The organism is Devosia aurantiaca (genome assembly GCF_011058215.1).
GTDB lineage: Bacteria > Pseudomonadota > Alphaproteobacteria > Rhizobiales > Devosiaceae > Devosia > Devosia aurantiaca.
Window position 1 is genome coordinate 435,862 of record NZ_JAALFG010000002.1, and the last position, 14,238, is coordinate 450,099.

Consider the following 14,238-nt stretch of genomic DNA (forward strand, 5'->3'; position numbering starts at 1 on the left):
CAGTTGCCTGCTTTTCGGCAGCGCGACGATGATAATTCGACGCGGCGCTAAGCTCTCGGACACCACGCTTTGATATGATTTGCGAACTTAACTCGAGGCCGACGTGACCATTCGCCTTTTCAATTCCACCCGCCGCATCGTTGCAGAGCAGAACCAGTCGCTTCTCGACGCCATCTCGCAATCGCAGGCAATGATCGAGTTTTCGCCCGACGGCACGATCTTGCATGCCAATGCAAATTTTCTCTCGGTCATGGGCTACGAGATCGACGAAATCGTCGGCCAGCATCACCGCCTCTTCGTTGACCCGGCGGAGGTCTCCCTCCCCGCCTATCGTCAGTTCTGGGAAGAGCTGGCAGCGGGCGCCTTCCAGTCCGGCGAGTTCCGTCGCCTCGGCAAGGACGGTAGCGAAGTCTGGATCCAGGCCAGCTACAATCCGGTCTTCGGCCAGGACGGCAAGCCGGTGCGGATCGTCAAGCTTGCCAGCAATATTACGGCCCAGAAGCTCGCCGCTGCCGATGCTGCCAGCCGGCTCGAGGCCATATCGCGTTCACAGGCAGTCATCGAATTTTCCACCAGCGGTGAAATTCTCTGCGCCAACGAGAATTTTTGCAGCGCCATGGGCTATCGCGCCGACGAAATTCTCGGACAGCACCATCGCATCTTCGTCCAGTCTGAGGAGGCTGCAAGTCCCGACTACCGAAGCTTCTGGGCAGCGCTCGGTCGCGGCGAATTCCAGGCCGCAGAATATCGCCGCGTCGGCAAGGGTGGCCGCGAAGTCTGGATCCAGGCAACCTATAATCCAATCTTCGACGCCAAGGGCCGCGTCTTCAAGATCGTCAAATACGCAACCGACATCACCGCACGCAAAATGGCGGTAAACCTGCTCGGCGCCGGTCTCGAACGGCTCGCGGGTGGGAATCTCCAGGCCAAGATCGATACCCAGTTCGAAGGCGAACTCGAGCAGGTCCGCGCTGCCTTTAATCACACCATCCAGCGCTTTGCCGAAATCGTCACCAGCCTTCGTCAGTCCTCCGGCGCTCTCCGGTCGGCCACCGGCGAAATCTTGACGGGCACCAACGATCTGGCCGAGCGCACCACGCGCCAGGCAGCGGCGATCGAGGAAACCAGCGCTGCCATGGAGCAGTTGGCCACCACGGTCAGCCAAAACGCTCAGCGCGCCGAAGCTGCCCGCGGCAAGGCTCGCGCCGTGTCCACCACCGCCGAAGAAAGCGGCGCCGTTATGGAAGAAGCGCGGCAGGCCATGGAGCGCATCTCGACCTCTTCGGCCAAGATCTCTAACATCGTCGGCGTCATCGACGACATCGCCTTCCAGACCAATCTGCTTGCCCTCAACGCTTCTGTGGAAGCCGCCCGCGCTGGCGATGCCGGCAAGGGTTTTGCCGTCGTGGCGGTCGAAGTTCGCCGCCTCGCACAATCGGCCGCCACGGCGTCTTCGGAGGTCAAGGGCCTGATCGAGCGCTCGTCGAGCGAAGTCGCCACCGGCTCGCGCCTCCTCTCCAGCGCCGCCGATCGCATCACCGCCATGCTCGACGATGTGCGCGAAAACACGAGCCTGATCGACGGCATCGCAACCGCCAGCAAGGAACAGTCCGGCGCTCTGGCCGAAGTCACGGCCGCCGTCCGCCAGATGGACCAGATGACGCAGGACAATGCGGCACTGGTGCAGGAAACCAATGCCGCCATCGAGCAAACCGAAGGACAGGCCGGCGAACTCGACCGCATCGTCGAAGTTTTCACCGTCCAGCAGGACACGCCGCCTGTGCGCCATCAGCCCGTTATTCGCTCCGCCCGCCAGTGGCGCAGCGCCGGCAATACGGCGCTCAAGGACTGGTCCGAGTTCTAGAGATCAAACCTGGTCGGGGTACTTGTCCTTGGTCTCCCCGACCAGCCTCGCCAGCTCGGAAAAGTCCGGCACCCCGGTCCCGCTCTGGTTGGCAATCGCCAGCAGTCGCGGCGCAAACGCCACTGCATCGCGCTGCGCCGAACTCAGCTCTTCCGTGCGGTAATCGCCGAGCGCCGTCTGCTCCGCCTTGCGCAAGGCCATGTCCAACTCTTCGCGCGACACGACGCCCTTTTGCACCAGCAAGTCGTTGATTGAGGCAAGGGCAAGGTAGAGCCCCCTCAAGCTGCAGATTGGCGATATTCATTTCCCGGATGTCTCCGGCTGCTGATTGCCCTGGTTCTGCCGCTGCTTGCCATCGTGAATGGCATCATTGGGATAGATGTCGTGCTTTGGCTTGCGCCCGTCCGGCGCCATCTCGTCATACCCGCCCTCATCGGACGGGTGCGGATCGTGTTCGGTCGTGGTGATATTGCCCTTGTTGGACATGGCAAAGCTCCTCTTTGCCCATCCAATCCTTGGCGCGCCGCGCGGTTCCTTTAGTCGGTACCGCCCGAAATCGGGGCCACATAGGCGACGTCGAGGTCCCACGGGAAGAAGATCCAGGTGTCCTGGCTCACTTCGGTGATGAAGGTGTCGACGAGGTCGCGCCCCTTGGGCTTGGCGTAGACGGTGGCAAAATGCGCCCCCGGCAACATGTCGCGCACGACACGCGCCGTGTTCCCGGTATCCACCAGATCGTCGACGATCAGAATCTTGCCGCCCTTGGCCGAGAGATCGAGCACCGGCTGGCTGATTTCCTTGAGCACCTTGATGCCGCTCTGACTCTGGTGATCGTAGCTCTTGCAGGCCACCGTCTCCACCGTGCGGATGTTGAGCTCACGCGCAACGATCGCCGCCGGCACCAGCCCACCACGGGCGATCGCGACCACGGCATCGAAGGTCCCCAGCCCGGCCAGGCGCCAAGCGAGCGCACGGCTATCGCGGTGAAACTGGTCCCAGGTGACGGGAAACGACTTCTGGCTTGGATTGCTCAAGGGAGTACTCCTGGGAAACAAGGCGCCGTGCTTAGCAAAACTGGGCCAAAACGCCAGTTATTCTTGCGGCAGGGCAACCCCTGCCTTTTGGTGGATATCCACAACCATCGCCCGCACCGCCGCACTGGCCTGGGCAAGCCGCGCCTCGTCCGACGAACGCAGCACAAGTTCGACCATCACCTTGTCGCGGCCCATCTGCGGATAGGAGCCCATCTTTACGTCTGGAAACTCTGCCTGCAGCGCCGCCAAAGGTCCACCGAGCGTCCCCTCGCCAACCGCGCACTTAATGCTCACCGACGACACCTTCTTGCCACCCTGAAGCGTTGGCGCCAGCGCTTCGAGCATTGCCCGCATGATCACCGGCACCCCGGCCATCACATGCACATTGCCGATGCGGAAGCCCGGCGCGGCCGAAACCGAGTTGACGATGAGGTCCGCGCCTTCCGGAATGCGGGCCATCCGCAAGCGCGCCTCGTTGACCTCAGTGCCGGTCTGCTGCCAGCGCGCCTCCAGCATGGCGCGCGCCTGCGCATTGATCGGCAGCGCCACGCCAAAGGCCTGCGCGATGGCGTCGGCGGTGATGTCGTCATGCGTCGGCCCGATGCCGCCCGAGGTAAACACATAAGTGTAGCGGCTGCGCAGCGCATTTACCGCTTCGACGATGTGGTCCATCTCGTCGGACACCACCCGCACTTCAGTGAGATCGATCCCCAGATCGGTACAGAAATCGGCCACAGCGCCGATATTGACGTCCTTGGTCCGGCCCGAAAGAATTTCGTCGCCAATGACGATCATTCCGGCGGTGACGCGGGTTTCTGGCTGGGTCATGAGAGCTTTCCTTGGGGTTGCCCACCGATGCCTTGCGGGCAAGGCCCAAGTCAAGCGAGCTTGCTCTTCCAATCGGCGCCCGCTCCCCTATTTTGCCGGGAGGAGACTGCTCATGATTACCTATGTCGACGCATCCAGCCGCGCCCGCCGCACTTCGGGAGTGATCCCGATCCACGGCGAAGAAGGCTTTGCCGGCATGCGCAAGGCCAGCGCGCTCACCGCCCAGGCGCTCGATATTTTGACCGAGTTCGTCGAGCCCGGCGTTCCCACCGCCAAGCTGGACCAGATCGCCCATGAATTTGCGCGCGATCATGGCGCCGTCCCGGCCACCATTTTCTACAAGGGCTACCGCCACGCCCTCTGCACCTCGATCAATCATGTCGTCTGCCACGGTATCCCCGACGAGCGGCCGCTGCGGGAAGGCGATATCGTCAATATCGACCTGACCCTCGTCGTCGATGGCTGGCACGGCGATTCGAGCCGCATGTATCCCGTCGGCGAAATCTCGCGCAAAGCCGAGCGGCTGATCGAAGTCACCTATCAAAGCCTCGACGCCGGCATTGCCGCGGCCAAGCCCGGAGCCACCACCGGCGATATCGGCGCCGCCATCCAGGCCGTTGCCGAAGGCGAGCGCATGAGCGTCGTCCGCGACTTCGTCGGCCACGGCCTCGGCCGCCTCTTCCACGACGAGCCCAACATTCTCCATTTCGGCACCGCCGGCACGGGCGTTCCTCTCAAGCCCGGCATGATCTTCACCATCGAACCGATGATCAATCTCGGCCGCCCGCACGTCAAAATTCTCTCCGATGGCTGGACCGCGGTGACTCGTGATCGCACGCTTTCAAGCCAGTGCGAACACTCGATCGGCATCACCGAAACCGGCTGCGAGATCTTCACGACCTCCCCGGCGAGCCTCTTCAACCCCCTCGCTGCCCGAGCTGCCGCCTGATGCCCAAGCGCCCCGACCAGCTCGGCGAGGCGCCTTTCCAGCCCTTGGACGACGACGTCGAAGCGGTAACCACACCCAAACCGGTCGATGATCACAAGGGCCACCGCGAACGCGTTCGCCAGCGGTTCCTCAAAGCCGGTGGCGAGGCCTTCGAGGATTATGAGCTACTCGAAATGGTGCTGTTCCTGGCCATTCCCTACAAGGACACCAAGCCCCTCGCCAAAGCCCTGCTGCGCGAATTCGGTTCCTTTTCGGCGGTCTTTTCGGCCAGCCACGTCCGGCTCTCAAAGTTCCCCGGCCTCAGCGCCAGCTCCGCCGCAAACCTCAAGGTCATCCAGTCCGTCGCCGCCCGTTTCGCTCGCGAAGGCATCGCCGACGACAAGCCGATCCTGGCCTCATGGTCGCAACTGCTCGACTACTTCCGCAGCCAGATGGCCTTCGAAACCGTCGAGCAGTTCCGCATCCTCTTTCTCGATAAGAAGAACCGCCTGATCGCCGATGAAGTGCAGCAGGTTGGCACCGTCGACCACACCCCCGTCTATCCGCGCGAGGTGATCAAGCGCTCGCTCGAACTCTCGGCGACGGCGCTGATCCTGGTGCACAATCACCCCTCCGGCGACCCTGCCCCGTCCTCCGCCGATATTCGGATGACCCGCGAGATCGCCGACATCGCCAAGCCGCTCGGCATCGTCCTGCACGACCACATCATCGTCGGCAAAAGCGGCCACGCCTCGCTTCGCGGGCTAAAGCTGATCTGATTTCGGCTTGTCGCGGCCAAGCAGATGGTCGATTCGTTGCGACAACTGCCGCAACCTCGGCTTCAGCCCCGCACTCGCCTTCGCTTTCACCCGCAGCGCCAGATACTGTCGATGCGCCACGCCTACAGCAAAGCCAAGGGGCGTCAGCGCCACATAATGCTGGCGCAGCGGCACCTGCACATTACACCAGTGGCGCTTCTCGTCGGTGAATCCGGCGCCCATGTCGAAGACGCGCATACCCCGATCGAACACCGTCTGCATGACCCGCAACAGGTTCTGCTTACCGGGCGACCCCGTCTGCAGCCGCTCGCATGCCGCCATCGACGAGATGAGGCAGAACATGCGTTCGCCATGGACAATGTTGTAGCGTACGGCGACGATATCGCCGTCGAGCCGCAGCGTGTGGATGCGCACGTCGATGCCTGAACCCGGGCAGAGCGCATCGCGGTAAAAGCTGATCAGCCCGTCACAAACAAACGGATCGCGAATATTCTGCGCCTTGAACCGCGCCGAGCGCTGGCGGAACATGACGTCCACCGCCTGATACGCTACTGCCGGATCGGTCACCTCTTCGAACTCGACCTTGCCCAGCGCGACCAGCCGATCGCCCTGCTGCCGATCATGCTTGCGGCGGCTGCGGCTGCGCTGCTCGCTGTCCGCCTGCTCCCAAGATGAAAAAGCCGCACGGAAAAGCGTCTCCGTCGTCAAACTCGTTCCGAGCTGATCGAAGAGCCCCTTGTGCCCACCAACCTCCGCTGGCATGGACCGCAAAAACAGAAGATCGGCGCCACCGAGCTTGCGCGTCATCGCGCGCCAGAGGTTCGCCAGGCCACTTGCGCCCATCCCAGCCAGACGCTCCGCATCCGCTACCGGCGCATAGCAGCCGACCTGCGAGCCCGGAAACCAGGTATAAACGTGCAGCCCGAACATGCGCTTGCGGTGCAGCGGCAGGATGGCGACGGCCTGCCCATCCACCTCGCCAACCACATAGCACTGATCTTCCTCAGAGATGCCGCGGTTGCTTACCCAGTGCCGGATGAAGTCGTAGCTCTGGCCCGGCGACTCGATGGGCCCGACGGAAAGGCCGCGCCAGACCTGCTCGACCTCTTCGATCCGGCGCGTGACCCGGACCGTGATCTCGGCCCGCGATCGCGTCGTAACGAGCGGCTCGACGAAGCTTCCCGTTGCCCGTGCAACGGCCTCCAAAAACTGCCACTCTCAACGTCCTCGCCCGAGATCGCTGCCGATCATCAGTGCGAGGGGTAAATCAGAGCTGAAAAAGTTCCCTGGAAACGCGGCGCTTCTGCGCACAAACCCGATGAGGGTTACCCGAAGGTTGCCAGCACCGGAAAGGTCTCGAGGAACCAGAACGAGATCCGGGTAAAATTGCCGGTCAGGAACAGCACGCCGGTCACGATCAGCAACCCGCCCATCACCTTTTCCACCACGCCCAGATGCTTCTTGAAGCCTTGGAAGAAGGTAAGGAACGGCCCGATCGCGATGCCGGCAAGGAAAAACGGAATTCCAAGCCCAAGAGAATAAAGCCCCAGCAGCGACGCACCTTCCCAAGCTGTGTCGCGACTTGCCGCCACCGACAGGATAGCAGCCAACACCGGCCCGATACACGGCGTCCAGCCCACCGCGAAAGCGAGGCCCAGGAGGAACCCGCCTCCCGGACCGGAGGCGACACCCGGACCATTATGGCGCAGCTGTCGATCCAGAAGACCAATGCGGAACACGCCCAGAAAATGCAGCCCCATCGCAATGATGACGATACCCGCCACCGGCGTCAGGATCGGCAGCAGCTGCCGAAAAACCTGGCCGAAAGCCGTCGCCGTTGCGCCCAGCGTGACGAACACCACCGAAAAACCGAGGATGAAAAACAGCGACGTCACCGCCACCCGCGCCGTCAGCTTGCCCGGCGAGCCCGCCTCCGCGCGCAGCTGGTCATAGCTCGCGCCACTCATATAGGTGAGATAGGGCGGCACCAGCGGCAGCACGCAGGGGCTTAGAAAACTAAGAACACCGGCGCCGAGCACCAATGGCAGCGAGAATTCCACGAGGATGACGCTCCTTGAACCGGCTCTGTGTAACGCCTGGAGCGCGTAAGGCAATGAGCCCGCTCGTCGCATCGCATGCTTGTGAGCCTAGCGCTCGAGGATAGCCTTGAGCGTATCGAGATCCTTCTGGACCATCCCCGCATCGCGCTCGAACTCGGCGTCGGTCATGCTACGCTCCTGCAGCAGCAGGAACGTTACCTCCGCGCCATCCCCATTGGGCATGACGCGGCTCGCCACATGCACCACTGCGTCGCCCACATGAACGTCGTGGTCGATCACGCCAAACGGATTGATCGGGCAAAAATGGATGCGAATGGCATTGCCTTCCTGCCGGGCCACCCAATAGTCGCCCTCTGGCGCAAAGTCATTGCCGAGCCCGGCCGCCCATTGCGTCATGTTGGCGGGATCGCACGCAAAAGCATAAACCTCCTGCCAGTCGCGATTGATGGTGACACTGATCGTCCGGCTCTTGAAACTCGGCATCGATTTCTCCTGCAGCTCGCACCATAGGGCCGGTGCCGACACGCGCCAAGCCTTGCCCCCTGCTCTGTCGCGCGCTAGAGCACCCCTATCCCCTCCGGCCGAGGTGCCCCATGTCCAGCCGCCCCTTCCGCATCGCGCCCTCGATCCTCTCCGCCGACTTCGCGCGGTTGGGTGACGAAGTGCGGGCCATTGCCGAGGCGGGCGCTGACTATATCCACATCGACGTCATGGACGGCCACTTCGTCCCCAACATCAGCTTCGGCGCCCCGATCATGAAGGCGGTGCGCGGCGTGACCGACAAGGTCTTCGACTGCCACCTGATGATCGCGCCCACCGACGCCTATCTCGCCGATTTCGCCAAGGGCGGCGCCGACATCATCACTGTGCATGCCGAAGCCGGTCCCCATCTTCATCGCTCGCTCCAAGCCATTCGTGGCCTCGGCAAGAAAGCCGGCGTCGCCATCAATCCCGCGACCCCCGTCTCCGCCATCCAACACATCATCGACGATGTCGATCTCGTCCTGATCATGAGCGTCAACCCTGGTTTTGGCGGCCAGAGCTTCATTCCCGCGAGCCTTGATAAAGTGCGTCAGGCAAATGCACTGATCGGCGGAAGAAGTGTTGATCTCGAGGTCGACGGCGGGGTGAGTGCTAGCAATGCGCTAGCACTTAGGGAGGCTGGCGCGAATGTTTTGGTCGCCGGCTCCGCCATTTTCGCCGGCAACGATCCCGCCACCTATGCCGCCCGCATCGCTGCCATCCGCGATGCCGCAACCTCTCGAACTGTTTAGGCTAAACCCATGATCCCGCGCTATTCCCGCCCCGAAATGGTCGCCAACTGGTCGGCCGAAAGCCGCTTCGCCATCTGGTTCGAGATCGAGGCCCACGCCACCAGCAAACTGGCAGAGCTCGGCGTCGTCCCAAAGGAAAGCGCCCAGCACATCTGGGACGTGATGAACGCCCGCAAGGCGGAATTCGGCGACTACCATTTCGACGTCGACCGCATCGACGAAATCGAGCGCACCACCAAGCACGACGTCATTGCCTTCCTAACCCATCTCTCCGAGATCGTCGGCCCCGAAGCCCGCTTCGTCCACCAGGGCATGACCTCGTCCGATATCCTCGACACCACTCTCTCGGTCCAGCTCAAGAACGCCGCCGATATCCTCATCGCCGATGTTGACGCCCTCCTCGACGCCCTTAAGCGCCGAGCTCTCGAGCACAAGAACACCATCACCATCGGCCGCTCCCATGGCATCCATGCCGAGCCCACGACCTTCGGCGTCAAGCTCGCCGAAGCCTATGCCGAGTTCGCCCGCAACCGCGCCCGCCTGGTCGCTGCCCGCGACGAGATCGCCACCGCTGCTATTTCCGGCGCTATCGGCACTTTTGCCAATATCGACCCGCAGGTCGAAGCGTATGTTGCCGAAAAGCTTGGCCTTTCGGTTGAACCGGTCTCCACCCAGATCATCCCGCGCGACCGCCACGCCATGTTCTTCGCCACCCTCGGCGTCGTGGCCTCGTCCATCGAACGCGTCGCCGTCGAAATTCGCCACCTGCAGCGAACCGAAGTGTTGGAAGCGGAAGAATTTTTCTCGCCCGGGCAGAAGGGTTCTTCGGCCATGCCGCACAAGCGCAACCCGGTGCTGACCGAAAACCTCACTGGTCTAGCCCGCCTTGTCCGCGGCATGGTCACCCCGGCGCTCGAAAATGTCGCTCTCTGGCACGAGCGCGACATCTCGCACTCCTCGGTCGAGCGCATGATCGGCCCCGACGCCACCATCACCCTGGACTTCGCCCTCGCCCGCCTCACCGGCGTCATCGACAAGCTCGTCGTCTACCCCGAAAACATGCGCAAGAACCTCGACCTGCTCGGCGGTTTGCATAACTCCCAACGCGTCCTGCTCGCGCTGACCCAGGCCGGCTACAGCCGCGAGGACAGCTACGCCGCCGTCCAGCGCAATGCCATGAAGGTCTGGGAACACCGCGGTGACCGCGCCGGCCTCTTTGCGCAAAATCTCAAGGACGATCCGCAAGTGACTCTGAGCGATGCGCAAATCGACGACATGTTCGACGACGTTTACCACCTTAAACATGTCGACACGATCTTCGGCCGGGTCTTTGGCGCATGAGGATTTCGGAAGCCGACATTCTGATCCTGCCGGGTCTCGGCGGTATCAAGCCGGGACATTGGCAGACGCGCTGGGCCAAAAAAATGGCTACCGCCGCCATCGTTGAACAGGCCGAGTGGTGGGAGCCTGAAGCCGACGACTGGATCGAGACCATCATCGCGGCATGCCGTCTCACGACGCGGCCCATCGTGCTGGTCGCGCATTCGACCTCGGTGTCTGCCGCCGTCCACGCTGCCCCGCGCCTGCCCGACAACGTCCGCGGCGCCTTCCTTGTCGCTCCCACCGATGTCGAGCTCAGCCCCGCAGCGCCCGAAGCCACTTACGTCTTCCGCCCCATCCCGCGCGACCCGCTGCCCTTCCCCTCCATGGTTGTCGCCTCCAGCAACGACCCCTACGTTACGCTCGAGCGCGCCGTGGAATTTGCCAATTGCTGGGGCTCTGACTTCCACCAAGCCGGCGAAGCAGGCCACATCAACGTCGAATCCGGCCACGGCCCCTGGCCCGAAGGCCTCCTGATGTTCACCCGCGCCTGATGCAGCGGATTTGACGGTTTCGCTGCTCCGGAAAATGGCAAAATTCTGCGGTGGCGGAATTAAATCTTCTTAACTTGAGAAGGCATTTCGGCAGGCTCATACCGAGATGGCTGATCAGGAGCCGCCGGCGGATCGAACGAGCCGCGACGCGACGACCCTTGAAGATCAGCGGATAGGGCCGCGCATCGGCCCGGCATGTCTCATGGAGACGTCATCATGCGCAAATTCATCGTTCCCCTTGCTATCGCCCTGCTTGCCGCCGCACCGGCCGCGTCTTTTGCCGCTACCGCAGCTCCCGCTGCTACCGCACAGGGCGAGCAGACAACGTCCGGAGTGATCAAGTTCTTCAACACCACGGCCCGCTCGATCGAGCTTGCTGACGGCAGCTGGTATTACATGCCCCTCGACTTCAAGGCGCCAGACCTGAAAGCGGGTGATAAGGTCACCGTGCACTGGCGCAGCAATGGCTCTGCTCATGACGTAACGAGCGTCGACCTCGGATAAAACAAAGGGGAGCCTCGCGGCTCCCCAAATTCTTTAGGCTAGCGAAGCAGCTCAGCCTTCGTTGGCGATCTGCTCGTTGGCAATATGCACCAGGCTCGCCATCTTCTGGCGAATCATGTCGTCGCCGACATTGACGCCCTTGGCCTTGAGGTCACCCGAGACCTTACGGAACACGTCTTCATCGCCAGCCTCTTCGAAGTCCGAGGCGATCACCTGTGCGGCATAGCCCTTGGCTTCTTCGGGCGAGAGGTCCATCAGCTCGGCGGCCCAGATGCCCAGAAGCTTGTTGCGGCGCGCTTCCGCCTTGAACTTCTTTTCCGCGTCGAAGGCGAACTTGGCTTCCTGGCCCTTCTTGCGATCGTCGAACCCGCTCATGGTCTCTCCCATATGGTTAGCGTGCCGGTTCCGGCAGTCGCTTTGGACATAGGGTGTTCGGTGGGCCAAATCAACGGCTCCACAGCTGGTGCGACCTCGTAGCTATGGCGCGAGTGTGGCCGAAATGCCCTTGCTTTTGCCGCCCATTCTGGCGCATGAAGCGGCCAATTCACCCCTCCTTCCCCTGGCAGCGGATTCCCCATGAACCGTCGACGCAAAATCTACGAGGGCAAGGCCAAGATCCTGTTCGAGGGTCCTGAGCCGGGCACGCTGGTCCAGTACTTCAAGGACGATGCCACCGCCGGCAACGGCGCCAAGCATGAAGTGATCGACGGCAAGGGTGTGCTGAACAACCGGATTTCCGAGTTCATCTTCTCCAAGCTCAACGATCTGGGCATTCCCACCCACTTCATCCGCCGCGTCAACATGCGCGAGCAGCTGATCAAGGAAGTCGAGATCATCCCGCTCGAGATCATCGTGCGCAATGTCGCCGCCGGCTCGCTGGTCAAGCGCCTCGGTCTTGAGCCAGGCACCCGTTTGCCTCGCTCGATCATCGAGTTCTCCTACAAGGACGATGCACTCGGCGACCCGATGGTCTCCGAGGAGCACATCACCGCCTTCGGCTGGGCCACTCCGGCCGAGCTCGATGACATCATGAGCCTCGCCGTCCGGATCAACGATTTCCTCACCGGCCTTTTCATGGGCGTCGGCATCCAGCTCGTCGACTTCAAAATCGAAGTCGGCCGCCTCTACGAAGGCGACCTGATGCGCATCGTTCTGGCCGACGAAATCAGCCCCGACAATTGCCGCCTGTGGGATATCAAGACCCGCAACAAGCTCGACAAGGATCGCTTCCGCGAAGGTCTGGGCGGGCTGGTCGAAAGCTATCGCGAAGTAGCCCAACGCCTCGGCATCCTGGTCGAAAACGACAACGCGCTGACCACCGGTCCGCGTCTCGTTCAGTAGCTTGCGGGGACTTTTTTTCATGAAAGCGCGCGTCGTCGTCACACTCAAGAATGGTGTGCTTGACCCTCAGGGCCAGGCTATCGAAGGCTCGCTCTCCAGCCTCGGCTTTTCAGGTGTTGCAGAAGTGCGACAGGGGAAGGTCTTCGACCTGGAGCTAGACGGAACCGACGTGGAGTCCGCGCGTTCCCAGATCACAGCGATGTGCGATAAGCTCCTCGCCAACACCGTGATCGAAAACTACGCGATCGAAATCTCTAATTAACGCCTCCGGGCTATATAAAATATCGCGCTCAGAAAGAGCGCAGGACGGTATTTCTATGCGCAAAACTCTTGCTCTCTCGGTCATGTTCGTCGCCTCCCTCGGCCTGCTTTTCGCAGCCTACGCATCCGTTCCCGTCTGATTGACGCTTCGGCGCCTTCATCACAGGAAGCGCCACACGCATCGGCTTGCGCCCGGCATCTTGGCTAATTTCCGACTCGCACCCTGGGATGCGCGCGAAAACGGCTGATGGGTTGCCAGACTATCGGCTTAACATAATTTACCTTGTAGCTTAGCAACGCGCTTACCAGCCGGCGAATTAGTCGCCGCACACCAGCGGCCGTTAGCATGGTCATGCACCCTTCCGCGCTAAGATGCGCCAACTGGGAGGCCATCATGCAAAACACTGGGCAGCGGCTGGATTGGGTGGACATGGCCAAGGGCCTGTCGATCTTTCTTGTGGTCATCATGTATTGCGCCGCGAGCGTGGGCGAGGACACCGGGCAGATCGGCTTCCTCCATTGGACCATTGCCTTCGCCATGCCCTTCCGCATGCCCGAATTCTTCCTGCTGTCCGGGCTTTTCCTTGGCGCAGTGATCTCCCGGCCTTGGGCCGCCTATGCCGACCGCCGCGTCGTGCACTACCTTTATTTCTACGTGCTCTGGGCCGTGATCCACATCGTCTTCAAGGAAGCGCTGCTGGCCCGCGACCCGGCCGGCGCCGGCGCATCGCTCCTATCGGCGATCGTTGAACCCTATGGCGTCCTCTGGTTCATCTATATGCTCGCCGTCTTCGGACTGGTCGGCAAGCTGCTGCACGATCTGCGCGCCTCCCACTGGACCGTTCTTGCCATCGCCGCCCTGCTGCAGATGGCCGATATTCACACCGGCAGCTACCTCGTCGACCAGTTCGCCGAGTACTTCGTTTATTTCTATGCCGGCCTCGTCTTCGCGCCACAGCTCTTCCGCCTGGCCGACTGGTCTTCAAACCACGTCAAAGCAGCGCTTGCGCTCCTCGCCACCTGGGCAGTTGTCAACGCCACAATGGTCTTCTCGCCCGGCTTCCGCATGGATCCGGTCCACATCCAGATGGGCTGGGGCGCCCTGCCCGGCCTGCATCTGGCCCTGGGCCTCGCCGGCGCCGCGGCGATCTGCGTTGCCGCAGCCCTTTTGAGCAAGCTGCCCTCCATGGCCTGGCTGCGTTGGCTCGGCTCCAAATCGCTGGTCATCTATGTCGCCTTCGTGCTGCCCATGGGCGTCGCGCGCACGATCCTACTGCGGGTCGGCATCGATGAGCCGAACCTTCTCAGCCTCCTCACCATGATCGTCGCGGTCGGCACGCCGCTGATCCTGTGGTGGCTGGTGCAGCGCACCGGCATCGGACGCTTCCTCTTCGAACGCCCCGCCTGGGCGCACCTGCCAGGGACCCAACGCGCCGCACCGGGCGTGGCCGTGCCCGCCGAATAAACAAAGCCAGGGCCGGTCGCATCCGA

General features: G+C 62.3%; 17 protein-coding genes and 1 pseudogene. 10 read left to right on the plus strand and 8 right to left on the minus strand.

Annotated features, from left to right (window positions below; genetic code table 11):
- Positions 1-103 precede the first annotated feature (103 nt).
- Complete coding sequence (locus G5575_RS21740; protein WP_328765955.1) at positions 104-1,864, plus strand: methyl-accepting chemotaxis protein; 1,761 nt, start codon at positions 104-106, stop codon at positions 1,862-1,864.
- Between the two features lie 3 nt (positions 1,865-1,867).
- On the opposite strand, the pseudogene G5575_RS09755 reads toward G5575_RS21740, so the two are convergent.
- The 4 genes and pseudogenes from G5575_RS09755 to G5575_RS09770 all read right to left on the minus strand — a co-directional run bounded on the left by G5575_RS09755 (position 1,868) and on the right by G5575_RS09770 (position 3,726).
- Positions 1,868-2,168: pseudogene (locus G5575_RS09755) on the minus strand (hypothetical protein).
- On the minus strand, positions 2,165-2,350 hold the full coding sequence (locus G5575_RS09760) for a hypothetical protein (protein WP_164534146.1): 186 nt from the start codon (positions 2,348-2,350) through the stop codon (positions 2,165-2,167). The pseudogene G5575_RS09755 and the gene G5575_RS09760 overlap by 4 nt, the downstream one beginning before the upstream one ends.
- A 50-nt stretch (positions 2,351-2,400) precedes the next feature.
- Positions 2,401-2,898, minus strand: a complete 498-nt coding sequence (gene gpt, locus G5575_RS09765) for a xanthine phosphoribosyltransferase (RefSeq protein ID WP_164534147.1) — start codon at positions 2,896-2,898, stop codon at positions 2,401-2,403.
- 57 nt (positions 2,899-2,955) lie between these two features.
- Positions 2,956-3,726 (minus strand): competence/damage-inducible protein A, encoded by a 771-nt coding sequence (locus tag G5575_RS09770; RefSeq protein ID WP_164534148.1) that lies wholly within the window; start codon positions 3,724-3,726, stop codon positions 2,956-2,958.
- 112 nt (positions 3,727-3,838) lie between these two features.
- Between G5575_RS09770 and map the strand changes: the two genes are divergently transcribed.
- Positions 3,839-4,675, plus strand: a complete 837-nt coding sequence (map, locus tag G5575_RS09775) for a type I methionyl aminopeptidase (RefSeq protein WP_164534149.1) — start codon at positions 3,839-3,841, stop codon at positions 4,673-4,675.
- The gene (gene radC / locus G5575_RS09780; RefSeq protein WP_164534150.1) at positions 4,675-5,433 is read left to right on the plus strand and encodes a RadC family protein; all 759 of its coding nucleotides are present in this window, start codon (positions 4,675-4,677) and stop codon (positions 5,431-5,433) included. Before map ends, radC begins: the two co-directional genes overlap by 1 nt.
- On the opposite strand, the gene G5575_RS09785 is transcribed toward radC, so the two are convergent.
- The 3 genes from G5575_RS09785 to G5575_RS09795 form a co-directional block, all read right to left on the minus strand.
- Positions 5,419-6,639, minus strand: a complete 1,221-nt coding sequence (locus G5575_RS09785) for a GNAT family N-acetyltransferase (RefSeq protein WP_164534151.1) — start codon at positions 6,637-6,639, stop codon at positions 5,419-5,421. The genes radC and G5575_RS09785 overlap by 15 nt on opposite strands.
- Positions 6,640-6,758: 119 nt before the next feature.
- The gene (locus G5575_RS09790) at positions 6,759-7,493 is read right to left on the minus strand and encodes a cytochrome c biogenesis CcdA family protein (RefSeq protein ID WP_325166897.1); all 735 of its coding nucleotides are present in this window, start codon (positions 7,491-7,493) and stop codon (positions 6,759-6,761) included.
- An 87-nt stretch (positions 7,494-7,580) separates the two neighbouring features.
- Positions 7,581-7,976 carry an SRPBCC family protein gene (locus tag G5575_RS09795; RefSeq protein ID WP_164534153.1) on the minus strand — a complete coding sequence of 132 codons (396 nt, stop codon included), beginning with the start codon at positions 7,974-7,976 and terminating at the stop codon, positions 7,581-7,583.
- Between the two features lie 110 nt (positions 7,977-8,086).
- Between G5575_RS09795 and rpe the strand changes: the two genes are divergently transcribed.
- From rpe to G5575_RS09815, 4 genes are all read left to right on the plus strand, one after another.
- Positions 8,087-8,767: a ribulose-phosphate 3-epimerase gene (gene rpe / locus G5575_RS09800; protein ID WP_164534154.1), complete on the plus strand. Its 681-nt coding sequence runs from the start codon at positions 8,087-8,089 to the stop codon at positions 8,765-8,767.
- A gap of 9 nt (positions 8,768-8,776) precedes the next feature.
- Entirely contained in the window at positions 8,777-10,108 is a 1,332-nt protein-coding gene (gene purB / locus G5575_RS09805) for an adenylosuccinate lyase (RefSeq protein ID WP_164534155.1), read from the plus strand.
- Positions 10,105-10,641 carry an RBBP9/YdeN family alpha/beta hydrolase gene (locus G5575_RS09810; RefSeq protein WP_164534156.1) on the plus strand — a complete coding sequence of 179 codons (537 nt, stop codon included), beginning with the start codon at positions 10,105-10,107 and terminating at the stop codon, positions 10,639-10,641. Before purB ends, G5575_RS09810 begins: the two co-directional genes overlap by 4 nt.
- A 216-nt stretch (positions 10,642-10,857) precedes the next feature.
- Positions 10,858-11,145 (plus strand): DUF1344 domain-containing protein, encoded by a 288-nt coding sequence (locus tag G5575_RS09815; protein ID WP_164534157.1) that lies wholly within the window; start codon positions 10,858-10,860, stop codon positions 11,143-11,145.
- Between the two features lie 51 nt (positions 11,146-11,196).
- Here the strand turns inward: G5575_RS09815 and G5575_RS09820 are convergent, their stop codons facing one another.
- On the minus strand, positions 11,197-11,520 hold the full coding sequence (locus tag G5575_RS09820) for a DUF1476 domain-containing protein (protein WP_207633100.1): 324 nt from the start codon (positions 11,518-11,520) through the stop codon (positions 11,197-11,199).
- A gap of 201 nt (positions 11,521-11,721) precedes the next feature.
- On the opposite strand from G5575_RS09820, the gene purC reads away from it, so the two are divergent.
- From purC to G5575_RS09835, 3 genes are all read left to right on the plus strand, one after another.
- Positions 11,722-12,486: a phosphoribosylaminoimidazolesuccinocarboxamide synthase gene (purC, locus tag G5575_RS09825; RefSeq protein ID WP_164534159.1), complete on the plus strand. Its 765-nt coding sequence runs from the start codon at positions 11,722-11,724 to the stop codon at positions 12,484-12,486.
- A gap of 19 nt (positions 12,487-12,505) precedes the next feature.
- Positions 12,506-12,748, plus strand: coding sequence for a phosphoribosylformylglycinamidine synthase subunit PurS (purS, locus tag G5575_RS09830; RefSeq protein WP_164534160.1), 243 nt, complete (start codon positions 12,506-12,508; stop codon positions 12,746-12,748).
- 393 nt (positions 12,749-13,141) lie between these two features.
- A complete protein-coding gene (locus G5575_RS09835; RefSeq protein WP_164534161.1) occupies positions 13,142-14,212 on the plus strand; it encodes an acyltransferase family protein in 1,071 nt (356 codons plus the stop codon).
- The last annotated feature ends 26 nt before the right edge of the window (positions 14,213-14,238 follow it).